This window comes from Bacillus sp. CCB-MMP212 (assembly GCF_022748145.1).
GTDB classification, from domain to species: Bacteria; Bacillota; Bacilli; order Bacillales; family Bacillaceae_G; genus Bacillus_A; species Bacillus_A cereus.
In genome coordinates this window covers 333,460-355,341 of the sequence record NZ_JALDQE010000001.1, presented here as the reverse complement: position 1 = coordinate 355,341, position 21,882 = coordinate 333,460, and the positions used below count along the sequence as shown (strand labels likewise).

Genomic DNA, 21,882 nt, shown 5'->3' with positions numbered 1-21,882 from the left:
TGGGTGATAGAGGTGGCTAGTTTCTTTAGAAAGCATTGGTGTGATATAGGGTTAGTTGTCGCTATTGTTGTCGTTGTTTCTTTAGTCGCGAATTTGGGAGAAATGAGTGAAATAAAAGTACTGTTAGGGTTAAGTTTTGTGGCCATTTTAGTGCATCAATTTGAAGAGTATCGTTGGCCAGGTTATTTTGCTGGTCTGTTTAATGTAGTTATATTTAAAAGTGATATACCAGACCGCTATCCATTAAATACGCAATCTGCTATGGTAATAAATATTTTGATTGCGTATGTTTTTTATTTACTCCCGGTTTTTTTTCAAAATATAATATGGCTTGGGTTGGCACCTATTTTAATGGGATTTTTTCAATTCATATGGCATGGTATTTTTGCGAATATAAAAGCTAAAACAATATATAATCCGGGATTAGGTGCGGTTGTATTACTACATGTTCCAATTGGTTATGTATATATGAGGTATATTCTTTTACACAATCTGGCTACAAATTTGGATTGGTTATTTGGGGTGATCTACTTTCTAATAGCTACCTATTTTTTAATTATAAAAGGAAATATGTTAATGAAAAGTAAGGAGACAAATTATTACTTTTCTAAAAAACAATTAGGTCCGTACAATGATACATTGAAGTGATTCAGAATTCAGAGGGAGGGTTTTAGATGCGGAAGAAAGTGCAAGTGAAGGATTCATGAATAAATTATGACAAGAAAATGAATAATTTTCAGAAAAATAAAATAAATTATTTATTTTTTTCTGAAAATATAATATAGTTATGGCACAGAAAGTATTTTAACATAAGGAGGCTTTTTATGAGGATTAAAGGGAATTACGTGCCAAAAAGGGAAGTTTTACTGTGCTCAAGTTCGATTACGATAGGGGAAGCGTTAGAGCATTTAAATAAAACGGGGTATCGTTGTGTACCAGTTTTAGATGAAAAAAAAGAGAAATTTTTAGGGAATATATATAAAGTAGATATTTTAGAATATAAAGGATCACTTGACGAGAGTGTAATGCAATTATTAAACGATAAAGAGGGATTTGTGAGAGAAGATTCTTCTTTCTTTAAAGTATTTTTTACAATAAAAAAATTGCCTTATTTATCAGTAGTTGACGAAAAAGGGGTTTTCCTTGGAATTTTAACGCATAAAAAAGTTTTTGAGTTATTAGAGGATGCATGGGGCGTTCACTCTAGTAAATACTCTGTCATGATTGGAACGCAAGACTATAATGGAGCAATCCAAAAGTTATCGACAGTTTTAAAGAAATACACTGGTATTCAAAGTTTGATGACTTTTGATAATGATGCCTTATTAGTTCGTAGAATTATGTTTACATTAGGAGAAGAGTTTAACGACGGTGAATTAGAGACATTATTGAAAGATTTAGAAGATCACGGATTTAGAGTTGTATATGTGGAAGAGATGAAAAATCCACGTGAAGTTGAAACGATAGAGTAACATACAAAAGCCATCTAATTATCTTGGATGGCTTTTGTTATGTTACGTGTGTAAAGTTATTTTAAAATAACGACAAGATAATAGTTGAGATTATAACAATATTTGTGTAAGAGAATAAAAAATGTAGATAATTTCGATTTTCAAAAAAATCAATTTGAAAATATGTTTTTATTTTGCAACTAAATATGTTACTATATGTGTGATAAAAACAAAGAGGTCTGACAACTATACTCCACGTAATAACACTCTAATGATTTGAAAATTCAAAAAACTCAAAATTCAAAAATAACAATTGTATTAATGATTAGAGTAAAAATAAGGGGAATGGAGAAATTATGGAGAAAGACACTGCTTTGTAAGGGGCATATTTTATCATCTTGAGCAGAGAGGAGGATGCATAGCATATTGTAAAATATAGAGATAAACAATGAAAAAGTGCTATGCAAATGAAGAGCATGAAGGGACGTTTAAGGCCAGGTGATACGGTAGCAATTGGTTTGATGCTATTTGCATTATTTTTAGGAGCAGGAAATTTAATTTTCCCGCCAGTTTTAGGTCAACAAGCAGGAGAGAATGTTTGGATTGCTACAATAGGATTCCTGGTAACGGGAGTCGGATTACCCCTACTAGCTGTAACAGCTGTCGCGTTTGTAGAGGGGGACTTGAAAGCGCTATCTTCTAGAGTCCACCCTATATTTGCGTTTATTTTCCCATTGATTAGTTATTTAGCAATTGGACCATTTTTCGCGATTCCTCGTACTGGAGCTGTTTCGTTTGAAATGGGTATGAAGCCATTTTTATCAGAGGCAATGGTTTCAGAGTGGTACATGCTATTTCTTTTCACGATAGTTTTCTTCGGAATAACGTGGTATTTATCATTAAATCCATCTAAATTAGTGGATTGGTTTGGAAAGTTTCTTACACCATTATTAGTATTAATTGTCGCTGTTATTGTCGGAAAGGCAATTATTGATCCAATTGGAGAGCCGGCTGCGCCGTTAGCTGCTTACAAAGAAAATGCTTTCTTTGGTGGATTTATTCAAGGGTATTTAACGATGGATGCAATTAGTGCTCTCGTATTTGGAATTGTCGTTGTACAAGTTATTCGCTCTAAAGGGATAAAAGAGAGTAGCCAAATTGCAAAAATAACAGTCGTATCAGGTATTATTGCTGTACTTGGTTTAACGTTAATTTATTTATCACTTGCTTATCTTGGTTCAACAAGTACATCACTTGGTGTCTCAGAAAACGGTGGTCTTATTTTAACGAATGTTGTAAATGAGCTATATGGGACGAGTGGTAAAGTTTTATTAGGACTTGTTATTATACTCGCTTGTTTAACAACTTCTGTTGGGTTAACATCGGCGTGTGCGGGTTTCTTTACAAACTTATTCCCAAAACTTTCGCATAAAACGATTGTAACAATGGTATGTGTATTTAGTTTAATTGTATCTAACCTAGGTTTAACACAATTAATCGCAGTAACATTACCTGTGTTAATGATCATTTATCCAGTTGCAATCGTATTGATTGTACTTTCGTATTTCCATAAGTGGATTGGGAAGCGTAATACAATTTATATTGGAGCTATTTTAGGTGCATTGTTAATTAGTTTCTTTAACGGTTTAGAAAGTGCGAAAATTAAAATTGACGTGATTTCTAATGTACTACAAATGTTACCGTTATATAACGAAGGAATTGGATGGTTAATTCCATCATGTATTGGCGGGATTCTCGGTTTCTTCTTCTATAAATCAAATGAATCAAGTGAATTACAAAAGAAAGGTGCTTAGGCACCTTTCTTTTTTTGAAGGGGATTTTTGTATTTTGTCTAAGTAATAATTGGGAGGAATGATAAATGGCTAATTTTGAAGACTTTTTAAATTTGGATTTGAGAATTGGAACTGTAATACATGCAGAGGAATTTAAAGAAGCGAGAGTACCAGCGATTAAACTAGCAATAGATTTTGGAGAAATCGGGATAAAGCAGTCAAGTGCCCAAATTACGAAAAGGTACAGTCCAGAAGATTTAGTCGGTCAACAAATCGTTGCGGTTGTAAACTTTCCACCGAAGCGTGTAGCTGGATTCAAATCAGAAGTGCTTGTGCTTGGCGGCGTTCCTGAAGCTGATGATGTTGTGTTGCTTCAGCCTAATATGGAATTGCCAAATGGAACGAAAATTAGCTAGGGTGAAGGTAGGGGCTAATATGGATATCGGACGAGAATATTTACAATGTGCGATTTCGAACTTTAAAGCAACAAAGAAGCAAGGGGAACGGGCACTTTCTCAATTATCATATGAACAAATACAATGGTATTCTCATGAAGAAACAAATAGTATAGCGATTATTATAAAGCATCTGCACGGTAATATGCGTTCTAGATGGACGGATTTTTTAACGTCTGATGGTGAAAAAACCGATCGTAATCGAGATGGTGAATTTGAGGGATGCTATCATTCAAAAGAAGAAGCCCTTATAGCTTGGCAAGAAGGATGGAAATATGTTTTTAATACGATGAATACTTTAGCGTCGGAGCACTTATTGAAGACGGTATACATTCGCGGTGAAGCACATACTGTCATGCAAGCAATTGAAAGGCAAATTTCTCATTATGCATTGCATATTGGTCAGATTATTTACATTGGGAAGATGTTAAAAGAAAATGAGTGGGAATGTTTAAGTATTCCGAGAGGTCAGTCTGCACGTTATGTAGAGAAAAAACGTTCAATATAATAATAAGAAAGAAACCGATAAAAAATGGGAAATAAGAAAATCAGCCAAATAATAGATGGTTCTGTAATCATAAGAATGCTGCCAAAAATAAGTCCATACATAATAAGAAAGAAATTGAAAAGTGTATTTACTGGGATAAATCGTGAGAGGAACACTTGCTGTCGTTTAAAACAATCACTGTGAAATAAATAAAAGCGGAAGTACCATGTGGCGGTAATAAGATCTTTCTTTCTCACAATTCTTTTTTTGCATGTATGACAGATAAATGTTGGTTGCATTTCATTACGCTCCATTTTTTATTTTTATAATAATGTGAGACATAAGTAGGTACAACGTGTATGTTCCTATATACGCTCCTGCAATAAGGAAAAATGGATTCAGTAAAATCCCATGAATGCTCGTCATGAAAACTAAATCTTGTATTAAAACATCGTATATATTAATGGAAATAATTGTACCGAGTACATACAGTGCCAAGTACGCAGAAATATGTAGTACAATAGAGACTTTTGGATGCTTAGCGGACAAATAAAAAATGAATGATAGAGCGATTGGTAATATTCCTATTAATAGCTTCAATTCATTTCACCTCATTAACAATATAGCCGAAATTTTAACGGTCTATTCTCTAGGGCTTGTACATAACTTGAAATAGAGAGGTGATAGTATGAATCGGGGCTTTTTTTTTATGAAGTTTACAAGTATGCGTAAGTTAGTTTTATTTGTTATTACTACAGTGCTAGCGACTTTTTTTCTTATTAGTATGATGGTAACCTCTATGAAAGAGACGAAGTCAACGTATTTATATAATTGGTTAAATGAGTTATCGATGAATGGTTACATGTATGTACTTGGAAAAGAGAATCATTATTTTACACAGGAGTATCGAAAGTTGAATCAAGATTTTTCAATTTCTTCTTTTCTCTTTTCTATGGCTACAAATATTCGCTTTAATGATGTACGCAGTTTTGTCGGGAAAGAGCTACCCGGGTTTGGTAAGTACGATACAGAAATTGTTATTGCGGGTGAGGGCACAAACTATTCTAACTTACCGATAGAGTCGAGTGTACCTCTTGAAGAAGTAGTGAAAGAACGGACTAGTGGAACTGGACAAGCACCTAAACAAGATACGAATAAAGAGAAAAAACAGCCGTCCCAAACGACCGGGAAAAGACAAGTTGCGTTTATTTATCATACACATAGCTGGGAATCTTATTTACCTTTACTTAACTTAACGAATGACCCGAATCCGAATAAAGCAACGAGTTCTGTATCGAATATTTCTATATTAGGAGATCGTTTCCGTGAACAACTAGAAGGTGAAGGGATTGGAGCTACTAACGATAAGAGTGATGTTGGTCAAAAGTTAATAAGTAAGGGTTTAAACAGTAATAGTTCGTATAAAATGTCACGAGAAATTGTGCAGCAAGCTATGGCTGGAAATAAAGATCTTCAATACTTTTTTGATTTGCATCGTGATAGTGCTCGAAAGAATGTAACGACAAAAACAATTGGAGATAAATCATATGCGAAGCTTGCATTTGTAGTAGGGAAAGGAAATAAAAATTATGAAAAAAACTTACAATTAGCGACAGCTTTACATGAGGCGATTAATAAGAAATATCCAGGAGTGAGTCGTGGGGTCATTCAAAAAGGTTTTCAAACAGGAAATGGAATCTATAATCAAGATTTATCAGGACAAGCGATATTAATAGAAGTTGGCGGTGTAGATAATACGGAGGAAGAATTGAATCGATCAATTGATGCACTTGCTAAAGCATTTGGTGAATATTTTTGGCAGGCAGAAAAAGTGAATGGATAAAGTGAAACTTGAATTAGCCAGGGTATCTATCGATAATTATTAGCTCACTTCAATCTTGGAAAAGCGTAAGTGTAATGCTTACGTTTTTTGTGTTGGTTTGAAATGTGGATAGCAAGATGTCACAAAATGGACATGATTAATAATTATTATAGCGATATCGAAATTTGTCTAATTATAATAGGAGAATTAGAAAGGGATTTTTGAAATGGCAGAGAAAATCTTTTTACAAGGAAAATTTTTATATTATGAAATTGATAGGGTGATTTAGGTGATTAGGGAGATCAAAGTAGAAGATGCAGCATCATTTTTGCAATTAAGTAAGCAATTAGATGAAGAAACGAAGTTTATGCTATATGAACCAGGAGAAAGGAAAACTACAGCTGAGCAACAAGAAAAAATGATCCATCGATTTATGGAAAATGAATATGCAACAATATTTGTAGCAGTTGAAGATGAGAGAATAATAGGTTTTTTATTAGTGAATGGAAATAACATTCAAAGAAAGAGGCATGTGGCAAGCATTGTAATTGGTATTTTGCAAGAGTATAACGGGCGAGGTATTGGGACGAGATTGTTTAAAGAGGTTGAGAAGTGGGCAAAATTACATGATGTATGGCGTTTAGAATTAACAGTAATGGCCCACAATACAAGAGCTCAGGCACTATATAAAAAAGCTGGATTTGAGAAAGAAGGTGTCAAAAAAGCTGCTCTTATTATCGATGGAAAGGACATCGATGAGTATGAAATGGCCAAATTATTAAAATAAGAGGTCGTTATATGAAAAAAAGATGGGCACTACTCGGTATCGTAGCTGCAATAATTATTGTTGGAGTAGCAGGAATCAATTATAAAATGTATAAGGATAAGCAGGCGCGGGAAGTAAGTGTAAATAGTATATTTCCAAAAGCGAAAGAAACGATTGCTAATATGGATGGGGATATTGCGGTAATTAATAATCCGAATTCAATGCTTGTACTTGTGAATAAAAGTAGGCGTTTACCAGATGGTTATAGACCGCCAGATTTAGTTATTCCGAAAGTGCGCTACTCTAGTGAAGGTGATCAAGAAAAGAAAAAGATGAGAAAAGAGGCAGCGAGGGCGCTTGAGGAAATGTTCCAGCAAGCTAACAACGAGCGTATTTTCCTTTTTGCAGTTTCTGGATTTAGATCCTTTGATCGACAAAAAGCATTAAATACGATGTATAAAAAACAAGATGGGGAAGCAAAAACAGCAATGTCTAGCGCGGTTCCTGGCACAAGTGAGCATCAAACTGGATTAGCTATGGATATTACGTCTCAATCTGCTAAATTTCAGTTAGAGACGGTTTTTGGGGAAACGAAAGAAGGTCAGTGGCTTTCTGAAAATGCCCATAAATTTGGTTTTGTGATTCGATACACAAAAGCGAAAGAAACGATTACGGGCTATCGGTATGAACCATGGCACGTAAGGTATGTGGGAAATCCACAAGCTACATATTTGTATGATAATCAACTGACGCTTGAAGAAGTAACAGAGTAAATGATTGAGGGGAGAGACGTATAATGACGATGTTATATAAGAAAAAAGTACATGCATATATTACAAGAGAAAAAGAGGGGGTTATGCAATTACTGGTTTTTAAACATCGTGATATACATGAAGCTGGTATTCAAGTGCCAGGGGGAACGGTTGATGAAGGTGAAACGTTAGAAGCGGCTATATTGCGTGAAGTACAGGAAGAATCCGGATTACGTCATTTATGTATAGAGCGTTTTTTAGCAGATTACATTATACATGTGAAGGAAAAACAGGAATATGAAAAACGTCACTTTTTTCATGTAACTTTACTAACTGATGTAAAAGATACATGGGAACATATAGTAAGTGCTGGTGAGAAAGATCAAGGTTTAGCGTTTAGCTACGAATGGGTTAATATTGCAAAATGCCCTGAATTAGCAGGGAAACAAGGAGAGTTTTTACACTTATTGGATGAGATATATGTAAAGTAATAAAAGAGTCTGAAGCGAAAGTTCATTCGTTTCAGACTCTTTTTATTTTTCGGGAAATTAAAGGCTTTTTGAATAGATAAATTGAATTTCTTTAAAGGAATATTAGTTTGGAATAGTTGGGGTGAAAAGATGAAAAAGTAAGAGTTATACGCAAAAAAGTTGCTATAAGGGAGAATATAAATGGAGATTCAGTTTAATCCAGTATTAAAAAAAGAATTAACAATTCATGATATACAAACCGAAATGGAATCTGGGCAGTTAACTTCAAAGGAATTAGTGATGTATTATCTTCATAGAATCGCAAAGTATGACCAAGACGGACCGGAAATTAATTCTATTTTAGAAATCAATCCAGATGCTATTTTTATTGCAGAAGCGTTAGATTATGAAAGAAAGACAAAAGGTATAAGGGGTCCATTACATGGTATACCTGTTTTGCTTAAAGACAATATTGAAACGAATGACTCCATGCATACAAGTGCAGGTACGATTGCTCTAGAACAAAATATAAGCAGTGAAGATGCATTTCTCGTTACAAAATTACGAGAAGCCGGAGCAGTAATAATAGGAAAAACAAATATGACAGAATTAGCAAATGCAATGTCTTTTGAAATGTGGGCTGGATATAGTGCAAGAGGTGGTCAAACAATCAATCCATACGGAACGGGAAAGGACCATATGTTTGTTGGCGGATCTAGTACAGGATCTGCGATAGCAGTTGCCGCTAACTTTACAGTAGTATCTATTGGGACAGAAACCGATGCTTCTATTTTGAGCCCCGCTGTTCAAAATTCTGTAGTAGGTATTAAACCGACTGTCGGTTTAATTAGTCGTAGAGGAATTATTCCATTTACTTATTCGCAAGATACAGCTGGACCATTTGCTAGAACGGTAACAGATGCTGCTATTTTGCTAGGGAGTTTAATTGGAGTAGATGAGAAAGATGTTGCTACTCATAGAAGTGAAGGTAGGGCAGAGCAGGATTATACAAAATATCTTAATGTTAATGGCTTAAATGGAGCGAAGATTGGTGTGTTTAACGATGCACCAAAAGATTATTATGAAAATGGTGAGTATGATGAAATCTTGTTTAAGGAAACGATCCAAGTATTACGTAATGAAGGAGCGACAGTAGTAGAAAATATTAATATTCCTTCTTTTCATAGAGAATGGAGTTGGGGAGTGCCGCTTTATGAACTGAAGCATAGTTTAGATAACTATCTTTCTAAATTACCTTCTACTATTCCGGTACATTCTATTTCGGAGTTAATGGAGTTTAATAAAAACATAGCAGAAAGAGCTTTAAAATATGGACAAACTAAGTTAGAGGGAAGAAAAGATTTTCCTAATACGTTACGAAATCCAGAATATTTAAATGCAAGATTAGAAGATATATATTTTTCACAAGAACAAGGCATTGATTTTGCATTGGAAAAATATAATCTTGATGCGATACTGTTTCCTTCCTATATAGCTTCTACTATATGTGCGAAAGCGGGTTATCCGTCTATAGCAATACCTGCAGGATATATGGAAAGCGGGAGACCTTTTGGAATTACGATTGCAAGTACTGCCTTTAGTGAAGGGATGTTAATTAAGCTAGCTTACGCTTTTGAACAGGCGACAAAACATAGAAAAATCCCAAACTTGTCATGAATAGAATAAATAAAAAGGACAGGGAATGCCTGTCCTTTTTGTTTTAGTGATTAAAGTGAAATATCGTTCTGCTCTGTTTTATGATATTTTAATAAACTAAAAGATAAACAAGCGGAACATAAAATAAGAATAGATGCGATGATATAAATTGTACGAACACCGAACATATCAGTAATAATGCCAACGCTAAGCATAGAAAGACCAGAAGCTGTTGAAAGAAGGGCGCCATGTGCTGTATACATTTTTGATAATAAAGAAGGGGTGACACTTGATTGTAAAACAGTCGTTTGAGAAATATCTCTAATTTGATAGCATGGTCCCATTAGAACACATAGAAAAAGCGCAATAAATCCGCTGCTTGTCATACCATATAAAAATGTAAGAATGCTAAACATAAGAGAGCCTATCGACATGGAGCGTATTAAATTGTTTTGAATATAGGAACTGATTTTCCATGCTAATAGACCACCGATTAACGTGCCAACATAATAACTTGTATTAATATATCCCCACCATTCCTCGCCTTTATGAAGGATAGTCGTAACATATGCCATCGTAATAGCACCAATCCATATTGTCCCGGCGAAAGTTTCAATTAAGTCCATATATGTAACGGTACGGAGAGAAGGATTTTGAAATAAGAGTTTCCAACCTTCCGATAAAGCAGTACTTTTTGAAGAGGGAGGATCTGCTATTCGTTCAGTATGTATGGTACGTAATGAAAAGTGTAATGCAATACATCCAAAAATCATTAACATGTTATTAATCATGAGTGTAGATGTAGCGCCAATGAGAAGAACGAAAACACTCGTAAATGAATAAGCGGCGGCTTGCGCAATTTGTGTTGAAAAGGAAAAGATACTATTTACTTTTACTAATTTTTCTTTCGGTGTAAGGCGCGGAAGAATGCTGTATAGTAATGGAGCGCTCCATCCACTACATAATGAAATGAAAAAAATAAAAGTTAATAGAGCTATAATGTTTGTGGATAAGACCGGAAACAAAATCATTAATAATAGTAAAAAGACTGTTTTTAGCCATTGTAGCGTATATAACAACGTATAAGACGGAAAACGATTTATTATTAGTGGTGCAGAGATGTTAGCAATTAGATTTGTGATAACTTGTAATAATGGAAAAAGAGCAGTAATAGTAGCTGATTTAGTTGCTATATAAATATGAGTTGTAATAATCATTACATATACGATGTCAGCGAGAGTAATGCATGTTTTGGAACCTAAGTAGTAGGTTAGTGACAGGTTTCTCAATAAGAATAACACCTCTATAAAAATAGTATTTAGTAATTAGAATAATTGTAATTTAAAAAATGAAATTTTTAAAGAATTTAATTTTTTGTCACTTTTTGAAAGGAATTTTCATGTATAATGAAGAATATATTGATATAGTATTATATTAATAATCATTGTAACAGTGAGTATGTACAATAGCTTGTAGCAAACGCCCAAGTGTAAGAAAGGGCGGATAAACCATTCTTTTCTTCATATACATATAGAAAATGAGAAAGAAAGTGAGGGTTGCATATGGCTGCTTGGGTAATTTGGTTTATAATAGCTGGTATTTTATTTATTGCAGAAATGTTGTCGATTACATTTTACATGCTTTGGCTTGGAATTGGAGCTGTTGTCGGAGGTCTTATTGCTTTGTTTGCTCCTGATGCACTACTGTTACAAGTTACTGTTGGCGCAATTGTAAGTTTAACTTTGACATTCTTTACGAAAAGAATTTCAAAAAACTTTCGAGAAGCAAAAGGTTTTACGGATACAGTAGATATGCTTGTTGGTAAAAAAGGGATTGTTATGCAAGCGATTACAAATGAAGCGAATGGTATTGTAAAGGTGGATGGAGATACTTGGACAGCTATTGCAGATTCTTCAATTGATGCTGGAGAAAAAGTCGTTGTTATAAAGAGGCATAGTACTATATTACAAGTAAAAAAGGAGAGTGAATAAATATGGTAGCATTAACGTTAACGATTATATTCGCACTAATTGTAGTTACATTTATCGCATTAACAATTAAAATTATTCCTCAGCAAAAAGTTGGGGTTGTTGAAAGATTTGGTAAGTTTCAACGCATCATGCACCCAGGATTAAATATTTTAATCCCAATTGTAGATCGTGTTCGTGTATATCACGACTTACGTATTCAACAAACGAATGTACCACCGCAAAAAGTAATTACGAAAGATAATGTTCAAGTAGAAATAGATACAATTATTTTCTATCAAATTGTTGAACCAGAACTTGCGACATATGGTATTTCAAACTATGAATATGGTGTTCGTAATATTACTTCAGCAACGATGCGTCAAATTATCGGTAAAATGGAACTGGATGAAACGTTATCTGGTCGTGAAAAAATTTCAACAGAAATCCGCTTAGCGCTTGATGAAGCAACAGAAAAATGGGGCGTACGTATTGAACGTGTCGAAGTTGTTGATATTAACCCGCCAAAAGATGTGCAAGCATCAATGGAAAAACAAATGAAGGCTGAGCGTAATAAACGTGCAATTATTTTAGAAGCTGAAGCAGCAAAACAAGATAAAGTTCTTCGTGCTGAAGGGGAAAAGCAAAGTAAAATCTTGATGGCTGAAGGGGATAAAGAAGCGCGTATTCGCGAAGCTGAAGGTATAAGAGAAGCAAAAGAATTAGAGGCACAAGGGGAAGCGCGAGCAATTGAAGAAATCGCAAAAGCAGAACAAAACCGTATTGAATTGCTTCGTGAAGCGAATTTGGATGAGCGCATACTTGCTTACAAATCATTCGAATCATTAGCTGAAGTTGCAAAAGGACCAGCAAATAAAGTCTTTATTCCGTCTAATGCAATTGAAACACTTGGTACTCTTGGGGCAATTGGAGAAATATTTAAAGAAAAACAAGCGAAGAAACTACCTTCAAATGATACAGGAAAAGAACAATAAAAGTGAGGAAGAGAAATGGGATACCATTTCTCTTTTTTTGTGCGTATATTCCGAAAAGCTTGTACATATCCATGTATAAAGAAGGTGATGCAGTGAAAAAGTATGCAACTCGAATACATGGGAAGAAATTAATTTCGTTACTCCTTTTATATGCGCTAATAGTAATTATAATAGCGTCGATTTTGACGTCACTTTTACATACAATGAAATCGAATTATGCAAATCAATGGTTTGGAAAAGTATCGATGCAAGGTTTTGTTCAAATGATAGAAAGTGAGAATCACTATTACGGATTTGATTATTTTAAGCAGAATAAAAGAGAGTCAGTTGGGAATTTAATGTTCTCTATTGCGACAGATTTGAAAATTAAAGATTTAAGAACATTCGTCGGTAAAGAAGTACCTGGTATGTCAAAGTATTATTCTAATATTATCGTAGCTGGGGAAGGGACAAACTTGACGAATATCCCAAATGAATCTAGTGTACCGATTGAAGAAGTAACGAAAGAACGGGAAGTAGCAAAAGATAAAGTTACAGAAGCGGAAAAGAATAATCCGGTTCAGAAAAAGAACGGAGCGAAAAAAGGTGAAAGTGCAGTATATATTTATCATACACATAGCTGGGAATCCTTCTTTCCATTATTACCAGGGGCAACTGATCCATCTAGCCCAGATGTAAATGTGTCCTTACTAGGAAAACGTATGAAGGAACAACTTGAGGGGCAAGGAATTCCAGTAATTCACGATAAAACGAATATGGGTGATTTATTAGCGAGTAAAAAGTGGGTATGGTATCAGTCATATAAAGCATCTCATGAATATGTAAAAGGAGCATTAGCACAAAATAATAAAATTGCGTTTCCGATTGATATACATCGTGATGATCAGCGTAAGAAAGTAACAACAAAAGTAATTAATGGAAAATCGTATGCAAGATTATATTTTATTATTGGGATGGAAAATGAAGGCCGTGCTGAAAATGAAAAAATTGCAAGAGCGATCAATAGTTATTTAGATGAAAACTATTATGGATTAAGTAGAGGGATTTTTCCGAAGTATAAAAAAGATGGAAATGGCGTTTATAACCAAGATCTATCGAAAAATGCGATGTTAATTGAAGTTGGTGGTGTTGATAATACGTTAGATGAATTATATAACACAATTGATGTGTTAACAGAAGCGTTTAGTAAATATTATTGGAATGATGCGGAAAAAGTGAATGGATGAGGGACGGGAGACCGTTCCTTTTTATTTTGAAATCTTAAAATGTGATATAATAGAATTTTGTGAATGTTAAATAAAGGGGGAGAGAAACATGCAAATAATACTAATACGCCACGGAGAATCAGAAGCTGATATCTTACATGTGCATGAAGGACGAGCTGATTTTGAGTTGACTGACAAAGGGAGACGACAAGTACAAAGACTTGTACAGAAAGTGAAAAAAGATTTTGCACCAGATTTCATTTGGGCAAGCACATTAAAACGCGCTCGCGAAACGGGTGAAACATTAGCAGAAGCAATTGGTTGTCCAATTCAATTAGAAGAGGAATTAATGGAGTTTAATAATGGAATACAAGCTGGCTTATCATTTGAAGAAGCAAAGAAATATCCAGAGCCAAAATTTCTTCATGACCGTTTTGAAAACGGAGAGTCATTTATTGAGTTTCGAATGAGAATAGAAGGGATTTTTTCTAAAATTGTGACAGAGAATACATATGATCGAATTGCGATTGTTGCCCATGGAGGCGTAATTAATAGTCTATTACGTGCATTTTTCAATATGCCAATTTCAATGGACTACTATTTCAAAATGGGAGATACGGGAATAAGTTTAATTGAAATTGAGGGTGAACAAAAAACGGTGCATTTCATTAATGATACGAATCATTTGGACGGGATGTAAAGACTTATGTACAAAGTTGCATTTTTTGATGTTGACGGTACGCTTTTAAGCGAGATTGATAGAAGTATGCACGAAAGTACAAAAGAAGCGGTACAAAGATTAATAGATAAGGGGATTCACGTAGTTGTTACAACAGGGAGACCATATAGTTTATGCTCACAATTTAAGGGGCTAGGCATAAAAACGTATATTTCTGCAAATGGTGCACATATAAAATGTGGGGAAAAAGTTATACATAAATCAGTACTTTCAAGCGAAATCGTTCATGATATTTCAAATTTTGCTGAATTACATGGTCACAGTGTTTCTTACTTTACAGAAGAATTTGCAATGAATGATATTGCCTCCAAAGATGAACGTGTCATACGAGCGTTAAATGAAACTTTAAATTTAGAGCGGTATCCTGACAAAGTTAAAAACTTGTCAGATGAGATGTATTGCATATGTCTGTATGCTGATGAAGCAGAAGCTCAAAAATTCATTGAAAGATATCCAGCACTTACGTTTGACCGTTTTCATGGTTACGTTATGAATGTATTGGAAGATAGTAAAGTATCGAAGCTAACTGCAATTCAAAAAGTATTGGAACATTTAAATATTAGTAAATCAGAAGCCATTGCTTTTGGTGATGGTGGAAATGATATTGAGATGTTGCAGTATGTAGGATTAGGAGTTGCGATGGGAAATGGTGGAGAGGAGTTGAAGAGAAGGGCTGATTTCGTTACAACGAAGGCGAGTGAAGGCGGAATTTATTATGCCTTAAAGAAGTTGCACATTATTTAAAACTGATAGCTAGTCAGTGTGAAAAATCCTGTTTTAATAATAGGATTTTTTTGTTCAACAATGTGCTTGCAATAAAAGGAAAAATATGAGTATAATGAGAAAGTAATTAGGTAAGCTAATTATTTAATGAGAAAGGAGAGTGAAGATGAATGGATTCAAGAAAAGATTCTCTTCCTTTAGGGATTGAGCCGTACGCAGAGTTAATCAAAAAGACAGCGTCAGCGGAAACGGATCCAATCGCAGCAAAACTTGGTTTGTTAATGTTATGGACGTCTGATAATGTTCTTGATGCGGTTGACGTAGATTTAGCTCCGCTTGGTATTTCAGAGAGTAAATTAGATTTTTTACTATTGTTTATTTTGCGTGAAATGGAAGCGAATGGGGAAGAGGTGAACATGAGTCCTTCGGATATTGCGAGTCGATTAGGGATTACACGTGCTTCTGTCACTGGCTTATTAGATTGGATGGAGAAACGAGAGTTAATCGTAAGATTCCACCATTCTGAAGATCGAAGAAGATTAAAGGTGAAAATTACTCCGAAAGGAAAAGAACTAGTTACACATTCTTTACCAACTTTTTGGTTATCTTGCGCTTCGTTAGTTGATGGCTTTAATCAAGAAGAGCGTCAAGTTTTAGAAAAGCTATTAAATAAAATGCAAACAACTATGCAGGTGAAATTAGGAGAAGGTAGGTAAATAAGTTGATTATGAAGATCAACTTATTTATTTGGACATATAATTAGCTTACCTTATTATATGCTTAACTAACTTTATGAACGGTGATAATTTTTGCTATGTAATTAAAATAAATAAGAGTTAAAGGAATGCTATTTTAGTAATTTAGAGAGTTTAAACTAATAAAAACAAATCGTAATAAGGGAGAGAGTTTATGATGGAAATAGGAAAGGAAGTAAATAGTGAAAAGAATTATACAATAATGACAGCAGTATTATGTTGGTCGGGTATGGTAGTTATGTCTAGCCTATATGTAACAATACCTTTAATCTCTCTATTTTCAAACATTTTTAATACGTCATTAGCACAATCGGCAGCTACAGGAAGTATATTTTCTGTTGGCTTTGCTATAGGGTGTTTGTTATTTGGGGCAATTTCTGATAAATATGGACGAAAAAAAGTGATTTTTATTGGATTGCTTGCACTGTCGATTGTTTCTTTTTGCTTAGGGTTTGTAGATAGTTTATTTTGGCTTGTTATTTTTAGAGGTATACAAGGGATAGCAGCAGCTACATTTTCTCCAGTAGCGCTAGCCTACGTTGTAGAAATGTTCCCAGTAGAAAGAAGGGTTACAACAATAGGATTTGTTAGTACTGGTTTTTTAGTAGCTGGAATTGTAGGGCAGGTAATAAGTACTGCTGTTAGTCAGCATTTTGGATGGCATATGGTTTTCTTTCTTCTTAGCATTGTCTATATAAGTACTGCTATATGGGTTTATTATTTTCTTCCGAAAGGAGAGACGTCTCAATCCTATACTGATATTTTGGGGCCAATTAAACAGATGGGTAAAGTTTTTACAAATAAAAGCTTAGTATTAAGCTATATAATTGCATTTGTTTTATTAATGGCTTTTGTTAATATGTATACTGTTTTAGGGAATTATTTGAGCTCTCCTACTTACAATTTAACTGCAGAACAAATTCTTTATTTTCGCTTAGCGGGGCTATTTGGTATGTTGCTATCACCGCTTGCAGGTCGTTTAACGAAGAGGTTTAAAGTAAGAAAAGTTCTTCAGGGAGGATTGTTGATCGCTATTTTTAGTCTAAGTTCAATGGGCTTTGTTTCGTATCTATCTCTACTTGTAATGATGAGTGTCTGTTTTGTAATAGGTATTGCTATATCCGTTCCGTCTTTAGTTTCTCTTGTAGGTCAATTAGGAGGGAAAGCGAGGGGAATAGCAGTATCTATTTATACTTTTATTTTATTTTTAGGTACTAGTATAGGACCTATCATTTCTATTTATCTAATGAAAATAGGAGGGTATGCTCAAACATTTATTTTATTAGGAATGCTACTTTTTATTGGTTTTGTAGCTTCTCTATTTATAATTAATGAATAAGTGGAAAATCACTCAAATAAAGGAATGCGAGGATCTTTCATATGCTCACATAATAAAAGATGAATTTGTCCACGATGATGATAAAAGTGTGCAACGATTTCAAGTAACCATTCAAAGCGCGAATAAGAAATACCCCAATAGGCAGTCATAACTTCTGCTAATTCTATTTGGGAGTAGGAAAGAAATGTTTTGGAGAGAAGGTTGTATCCTTCAATCATCGTTTGTTGCATTTGAGCAACTGTTACGGGCGTATGTTCTATATAAAAGGTATGTAATTCTTTTTCTGGAATACCATTTAAAATGAGCAAATCAGCATGACAAATAAGAGAAAGATGTGTACACATTTCAAATAATGATCGTTTTGAGTGAATCGGTTGTATTTTTAAATCGTTTTCACTATATTGGTTAAGCATATAAATAGAAGTATCAATAGCAACTTTTAGTTGATGTAATGCAGATTGAACAAACATTGTAATTCTCCTCGTCTCCGTATATAATAGTTTCTTGAGGATATTATATCATACTCAAAATTCCGAAAATTCTAGTAGTTTGACTAGCATAATGAAAAGTATTATATTGTAAAAGGTCATATGAAACGTGAAATAGAATGGAATGCAATTATTGAGTTAGGAGTTAGACCAATGAGTTTGAAATATGGAAGAGATACAATTGTAGAAATTGACTTAAATGCTGTAAAACATAATGTAAAAGAATTTAAAAAACATGTAAATGATGAAGAAATTAAGATGATGGCTGCTGTAAAAGCGAATGGGTATGGCCATGGGGCAGTTGAAGTTGCCAAAGCTGCAATTGAAGCTGGAATAAATCAACTTGCAGTTGCATTTGTAGATGAAGCAATAGAATTAAGAGAAGCAGGAATTACTGTGCCGATTTTAATTTTAGGATACACACCAGTAGCGGCTGTAGAAGATGTAATTCAATATGACGTTATGATGACTGTTTATAGAGTAGAAGATTTACATGGTATAAATGAAATTGCAAACCGTCTTCAAAAGAAAGTACAAATTCAAGTGAAAATTGATACGGGAATGAGTCGTATCGGTTTACAAGAAGAAGAAGTTAAACCATTTTTAGAAGAATTAAACCGTATGGAGTATATAGAAGTAGTAGGGATATTTACGCATTACTCTACGGCAGATGAAATCGATAAATCATATACGAATATGCAAACAAGTTTATTTGAAAAAGCTGTTAATACAGCGAAAGAATTAGGAATTCAAATACCATATATTCATAGTTCAAATAGTGCAGGATCAATGGAATTAAGTAACACATTTCAAAATATGGTGCGCGTTGGAATAGGAGTGTACGGTATGTATCCATCAAAAGAGGTGGATCATTCAGTCGTTTCTTTACAGCCTGCGTTGTCGTTAAAATCAAAAGTGGCTCATATTAAACATGCGAAGAAAAATCGTGGTGTAAGTTATGGGAATACGTATGTAACAACTGGTGAAGAATGGATTGCGACTGTACCAATTGGTTATGCTGATGGTTATAATCGTCAATTATCTAATAAAGGCTATGCGTTAATTAACGGGGTTCGAGTACCTGTAATTGGCCGTGTTTGTATGGATCAGTTAATGTTGGATGTTTCAAAAGCGATGCCAGTACAAGTAGGAGACGAAGTAGTATTCTACGGTAAACAAGGTGAAGAAAATATCACAGTAGAAGAAATAGCGGATATGTTAAGTACAATAAACTATGAAGTTACATGTATGCTAGATAGAAGAATTCCGCGTGTTTATAAAGAAAATGACGAAACAACTGCAGTTGTAAATATATTAAGAAAAAACTGAATCATTTAGATTCAGTTTTTTTATTTTTGGCAAGTGAAAAATGCTCTATTTGTACCGTACGATTGAATATTTTTAAAACCTACAGATTGTAATGCATGAGTAATTTCGTCTTTAGTGTAACATGTTTCTTTAAAAGAAAAGTCACTTCTTTTCCAAATATCATTTGTATCACGTGTAAATAATATGAAATTCATTTCTGCTTTTTTGTTTTTATTATCAAATGTAGAGTCAATCGTACAAACATATTCTTTCTCTGAAATATGAAACGAAGCAATCCAGTTTTCAAGAAATCCTTTTTCCATATTCATATCAAATGCGAATATACCCTCGTTATGTAATACGGAGTAAACGTTGTGAAACACACTTTTTAGTTCATCTAAATTCATAATATGGTTTAAACTATCACCGGCAGAGATGACGTAGTGGAATTGCTCATTTATATTGAAATAGCGAGCGTCATCGACGAAAAAGGTTGCATCTGGCGCATTTTCACGTGCATATTCAATCATTTGAGTAGAACCATCTATACCAGTTACTACAAAATTGTTATCAAGTAGTTTCCTAGTAAGATGACCAGTCCCGCAACAAAGATCTAAAATATGAGAATGTGGTTGTGCATATTGTAAAACGAGTTTTTCAAAAGCAAGATAGGAGTGTTCGGCAAAATGTCCCCAATGTTTATTATAAATAGATGCGAAAATATCGTAATCAGAATAAATAAGTTTTTTAGACATAAATATTCTCCGTGCTATTCATTAAATTATAATAGTCATGCTTCGTTTTAATTTTAAAACCACATTGTGTATATAGTTTTAAAGCATGGTTATTTTTCGTTTCGACGTCTAATTCAATTGTTGAAGTTCCTTCTGTAATAAGGGTATGTACCATATAACTAAGAATATCTTTTCCATATCCTTTACCTTGATAAGAAGGATGAACGGCGAATCCTGATAGTGTAGTAGATTGTTCTTGCTCAGTAACTGTAATTGTTCCAATAGCTTTTTCGTTAATAAGAGCACTGTAAACTTTATGAGAAGGTGAAGTCATCATTTTTTGTAACCATGTAGCCGTATTGTCTACTGAATCACCAAAAGCTTTACTAGAAATTTCAATAAGGTCAAGAAGTGATTCTGAAGCTGCAAGAGTAAGCTGTATATTACTTTCTGTTGTTTTTTGAATTTCGTTTGTTTTGAACTCCATACTATATTCACTATATAAATACGGTAACTTCATATGTTTTACAAATTCATTCCCAGAAATAGAATCCCCATTGATAATAAGAAGAGCTTCATCTGCCTCTCTATTTTGTATTTCTTTCATTGCAGTTTGTAAAAGGGTAGTTCCGAAACGTTGTTTTCTAAAATGAGGATGTACAAAGCCTATTAGTTCAAGCTTTGTTGGTCTTTCGAAATCATACATATTTAAAGTGCCAATTAATTGAGTACCGTTATAAAGAAGAAAATCGTTTATATGATCTTCATTTCGATTTTTTAAAAAGTTGATATGTAAATCTGAAGAGTAATCAAGATTGTCTTGTTGCCCGCAAATATAAGCCAAATCCTTCATTTGCTGTATTTCACTTTCTGTTACAGAACGCTTTTTCTGAATATCCATTGTATACTCCCTCTCAATTGTATTTAAAAATAGGATGGGTGACTTAACCATTCCTTTAATTCCACACTACCTTGCACAGATAACAGTCGGTATAAATAACGATATGGTCGTCTACATTCTTCAAGATGAGGAATAGGCATAATTGTTTCGTAACCACTTTTAAAGGCATGTGCTTCTTTTTCGGTAAGTACATATTCTAGTCCGATAAAATCAAACTCTCGCGGGGCAACCGCGTAAGCTTCAGTATCTACTAAACCCGTAATAGTTGTACCGTCATATAAAAATTGGGTAGGGTCCATATCAAGTAAGACGAGTGTAGCTTCTTTTGGTACGGACAGGGAAGAAAGCTGTGATTCAAAGGTAGGAAAAGCATTTTGTATGCTTTCATCATCGGAATAAAACATATTCACAAGCTCTTTACTCACGTTTAAAATATGTGATTGGAATTCATCTAGTGGAACTTGGAACGTGCCTGACGGATTTCCTATAAAATCAGCTTTAAACTTATGTATTTCTGCAAGTCCTTTTCCTAGGCTAAATAAAATAGAATCTGGTTGCTCGATAAAAGATTGAACTGTGTTACCTACTAACTTTTCGACCACCACAAATTCACGGCCATTTAAAACATGTTTTTCTAATATTGTTGGGATAGGAAGATTCGTATGTTCTTGTAGCAATGTATGTACAGTTTCTAAATGATGGACGTTCCTTGGATCAATTCCAAATAGATTTTTACATCCCCACCAAAAATCATTATTTGGTTCTTCATTCATTTTAGAAGTACGAACGATAACTTCTGTATCTTCTGTTTGAACGAGAAAAACATCACTTGCATGATCTTCATAACCTGGGTGCAAGGCCTGAACGGATAGAATAGTTGAATTGAATAGTTGTTGTAGCATGAAAAGACTCCCTTTTCTGTAAATTCTATAAATTTATTATATAACAGATGATGTGTTATGAGGATAAAGATAAAAAGATTGAAAGCATAGTTACATTTATAGCGAAAATTCATTAAAAACATTATATTTCTACATTTTTGTGTGAATTGTCTAAAAAAATATAGTAGTAAGACT

At 34.0% G+C, this 21,882-nt stretch carries 25 protein-coding genes; 18 read left to right on the top strand and 7 right to left on the bottom strand.

Annotated features, from left to right (window positions below; all coding sequences use genetic code 11):
• Positions 1–3 precede the first annotated feature (3 nt).
• From MRP26_RS01815 to MRP26_RS01795, 5 genes are all read left to right on the top strand, one after another.
• The gene (locus MRP26_RS01815) at positions 4–648 is read left to right on the top strand and encodes an HXXEE domain-containing protein (RefSeq protein ID WP_002153048.1); all 645 of its coding nucleotides are present in this window, start codon (positions 4–6) and stop codon (positions 646–648) included.
• A 176-nt stretch (positions 649–824) separates the two neighbouring features.
• Positions 825–1,472, top strand: coding sequence for a cyclic di-AMP binding protein CbpA (gene cbpA / locus MRP26_RS01810; protein WP_001220528.1), 648 nt, complete (start codon positions 825–827; stop codon positions 1,470–1,472).
• Between the two features lie 455 nt (positions 1,473–1,927).
• A complete protein-coding gene (gene brnQ4 / locus MRP26_RS01805; protein WP_422851053.1) occupies positions 1,928–3,265 on the top strand; it encodes a branched-chain amino acid transport system II carrier protein BrnQ4 in 1,338 nt (445 codons plus the stop codon).
• 65 nt (positions 3,266–3,330) lie between these two features.
• On the top strand, positions 3,331–3,660 hold the full coding sequence (csaA, locus tag MRP26_RS01800) for a chaperone CsaA (protein ID WP_001263018.1): 330 nt from the start codon (positions 3,331–3,333) through the stop codon (positions 3,658–3,660).
• Positions 3,641–4,207: a DUF1572 domain-containing protein gene (locus tag MRP26_RS01795; RefSeq protein ID WP_197241110.1), complete on the top strand. Its 567-nt coding sequence runs from the start codon at positions 3,641–3,643 to the stop codon at positions 4,205–4,207. The genes csaA and MRP26_RS01795 overlap by 20 nt, the downstream gene beginning before the upstream one ends.
• On the opposite strand, the gene MRP26_RS01790 is transcribed toward MRP26_RS01795, so the two are convergent.
• Together MRP26_RS01790 and MRP26_RS01785 are read right to left on the bottom strand one after the other, a co-directional pair.
• A complete protein-coding gene (locus tag MRP26_RS01790; RefSeq protein ID WP_071714392.1) occupies positions 4,180–4,485 on the bottom strand; it encodes a permease in 306 nt (101 codons plus the stop codon). The two genes, MRP26_RS01795 and MRP26_RS01790, sit on opposite strands and share 28 nt — an antisense overlap.
• A 4-nt stretch (positions 4,486–4,489) precedes the next feature.
• Positions 4,490–4,786 (bottom strand): hypothetical protein, encoded by a 297-nt coding sequence (locus MRP26_RS01785; RefSeq protein ID WP_000770732.1) that lies wholly within the window; start codon positions 4,784–4,786, stop codon positions 4,490–4,492.
• 88 nt (positions 4,787–4,874) lie between these two features.
• On the opposite strand from MRP26_RS01785, the gene spoIIP (MRP26_RS01780) reads away from it, so the two are divergent.
• From spoIIP (MRP26_RS01780) to MRP26_RS01760, 5 genes are all read left to right on the top strand, one after another.
• Complete coding sequence (gene spoIIP / locus MRP26_RS01780; RefSeq protein WP_001079282.1) at positions 4,875–6,029, top strand: stage II sporulation protein P; 1,155 nt, start codon at positions 4,875–4,877, stop codon at positions 6,027–6,029.
• A 268-nt stretch (positions 6,030–6,297) separates the two neighbouring features.
• Positions 6,298–6,795: a GNAT family N-acetyltransferase gene (locus tag MRP26_RS01775; protein WP_197241109.1), complete on the top strand. Its 498-nt coding sequence runs from the start codon at positions 6,298–6,300 to the stop codon at positions 6,793–6,795.
• An 11-nt stretch (positions 6,796–6,806) separates the two neighbouring features.
• Complete coding sequence (locus MRP26_RS01770) at positions 6,807–7,547, top strand: M15 family metallopeptidase (RefSeq protein WP_000747650.1); 741 nt, start codon at positions 6,807–6,809, stop codon at positions 7,545–7,547.
• A 23-nt stretch (positions 7,548–7,570) separates the two neighbouring features.
• Positions 7,571–8,017: an NUDIX hydrolase gene (locus MRP26_RS01765; protein WP_016512975.1), complete on the top strand. Its 447-nt coding sequence runs from the start codon at positions 7,571–7,573 to the stop codon at positions 8,015–8,017.
• Positions 8,018–8,197: 180 nt separating this feature from the next.
• Entirely contained in the window at positions 8,198–9,673 is a 1,476-nt protein-coding gene (locus MRP26_RS01760) for an amidase family protein (protein ID WP_088023984.1), read from the top strand.
• A gap of 50 nt (positions 9,674–9,723) precedes the next feature.
• On the opposite strand, the gene MRP26_RS01755 is transcribed toward MRP26_RS01760, so the two are convergent.
• Positions 9,724–10,941 (bottom strand): MFS transporter, encoded by a 1,218-nt coding sequence (locus MRP26_RS01755; protein WP_242805926.1) that lies wholly within the window; start codon positions 10,939–10,941, stop codon positions 9,724–9,726.
• A 273-nt stretch (positions 10,942–11,214) separates the two neighbouring features.
• On the opposite strand from MRP26_RS01755, the gene MRP26_RS01750 reads away from it, so the two are divergent.
• The 7 genes from MRP26_RS01750 (at position 11,215) to MRP26_RS01720 (ending at position 17,375) form a co-directional block, all read left to right on the top strand.
• Complete coding sequence (locus tag MRP26_RS01750) at positions 11,215–11,643, top strand: NfeD family protein (protein WP_000741974.1); 429 nt, start codon at positions 11,215–11,217, stop codon at positions 11,641–11,643.
• Between the two features lie 2 nt (positions 11,644–11,645).
• Positions 11,646–12,614, top strand: coding sequence for an SPFH domain-containing protein (locus MRP26_RS01745; RefSeq protein ID WP_000226254.1), 969 nt, complete (start codon positions 11,646–11,648; stop codon positions 12,612–12,614).
• Between the two features lie 20 nt (positions 12,615–12,634).
• On the top strand, positions 12,635–13,840 hold the full coding sequence (gene spoIIP, locus MRP26_RS01740) for a stage II sporulation protein P (protein WP_307838012.1): 1,206 nt from the start codon (positions 12,635–12,637) through the stop codon (positions 13,838–13,840).
• A gap of 88 nt (positions 13,841–13,928) precedes the next feature.
• On the top strand, positions 13,929–14,519 hold the full coding sequence (locus MRP26_RS01735) for a histidine phosphatase family protein (RefSeq protein WP_069355466.1): 591 nt from the start codon (positions 13,929–13,931) through the stop codon (positions 14,517–14,519).
• A gap of 6 nt (positions 14,520–14,525) precedes the next feature.
• A complete protein-coding gene (locus MRP26_RS01730; RefSeq protein WP_069355467.1) occupies positions 14,526–15,302 on the top strand; it encodes a Cof-type HAD-IIB family hydrolase in 777 nt (258 codons plus the stop codon).
• Between the two features lie 149 nt (positions 15,303–15,451).
• Positions 15,452–15,997, top strand: a complete 546-nt coding sequence (locus MRP26_RS01725) for a MarR family winged helix-turn-helix transcriptional regulator (protein ID WP_000378333.1) — start codon at positions 15,452–15,454, stop codon at positions 15,995–15,997.
• Positions 15,998–16,193: 196 nt separating this feature from the next.
• Complete coding sequence (locus tag MRP26_RS01720) at positions 16,194–17,375, top strand: MFS transporter (protein WP_069356627.1); 1,182 nt, start codon at positions 16,194–16,196, stop codon at positions 17,373–17,375.
• 8 nt (positions 17,376–17,383) lie between these two features.
• On the opposite strand, the gene MRP26_RS01715 is transcribed toward MRP26_RS01720, so the two are convergent.
• On the bottom strand, positions 17,384–17,845 hold the full coding sequence (locus MRP26_RS01715) for a DinB family protein (protein ID WP_000498006.1): 462 nt from the start codon (positions 17,843–17,845) through the stop codon (positions 17,384–17,386).
• A gap of 171 nt (positions 17,846–18,016) precedes the next feature.
• Here MRP26_RS01715 and alr point away from each other — a divergent pair, with 171 nt between their 5' ends.
• Positions 18,017–19,192 (top strand): alanine racemase, encoded by a 1,176-nt coding sequence (alr, locus tag MRP26_RS01710; protein ID WP_002093966.1) that lies wholly within the window; start codon positions 18,017–18,019, stop codon positions 19,190–19,192.
• A 20-nt stretch (positions 19,193–19,212) separates the two neighbouring features.
• On the opposite strand, the gene MRP26_RS01705 is transcribed toward alr, so the two are convergent.
• From MRP26_RS01705 to MRP26_RS01695, 3 genes are read right to left on the bottom strand one after another with little or no spacing between them, the layout of a single operon-like run.
• Positions 19,213–19,926 carry a class I SAM-dependent methyltransferase gene (locus tag MRP26_RS01705; RefSeq protein ID WP_063547110.1) on the bottom strand — a complete coding sequence of 238 codons (714 nt, stop codon included), beginning with the start codon at positions 19,924–19,926 and terminating at the stop codon, positions 19,213–19,215.
• Entirely contained in the window at positions 19,919–20,806 is an 888-nt protein-coding gene (locus tag MRP26_RS01700; RefSeq protein WP_069355469.1) for a GNAT family N-acetyltransferase, read from the bottom strand. Before MRP26_RS01700 ends, MRP26_RS01705 begins: the two co-directional genes overlap by 8 nt.
• 23 nt (positions 20,807–20,829) lie before the next feature.
• On the bottom strand, positions 20,830–21,708 hold the full coding sequence (locus MRP26_RS01695; protein ID WP_016512970.1) for an aminoglycoside phosphotransferase family protein: 879 nt from the start codon (positions 21,706–21,708) through the stop codon (positions 20,830–20,832).
• Positions 21,709–21,882 lie beyond the last annotated feature (174 nt).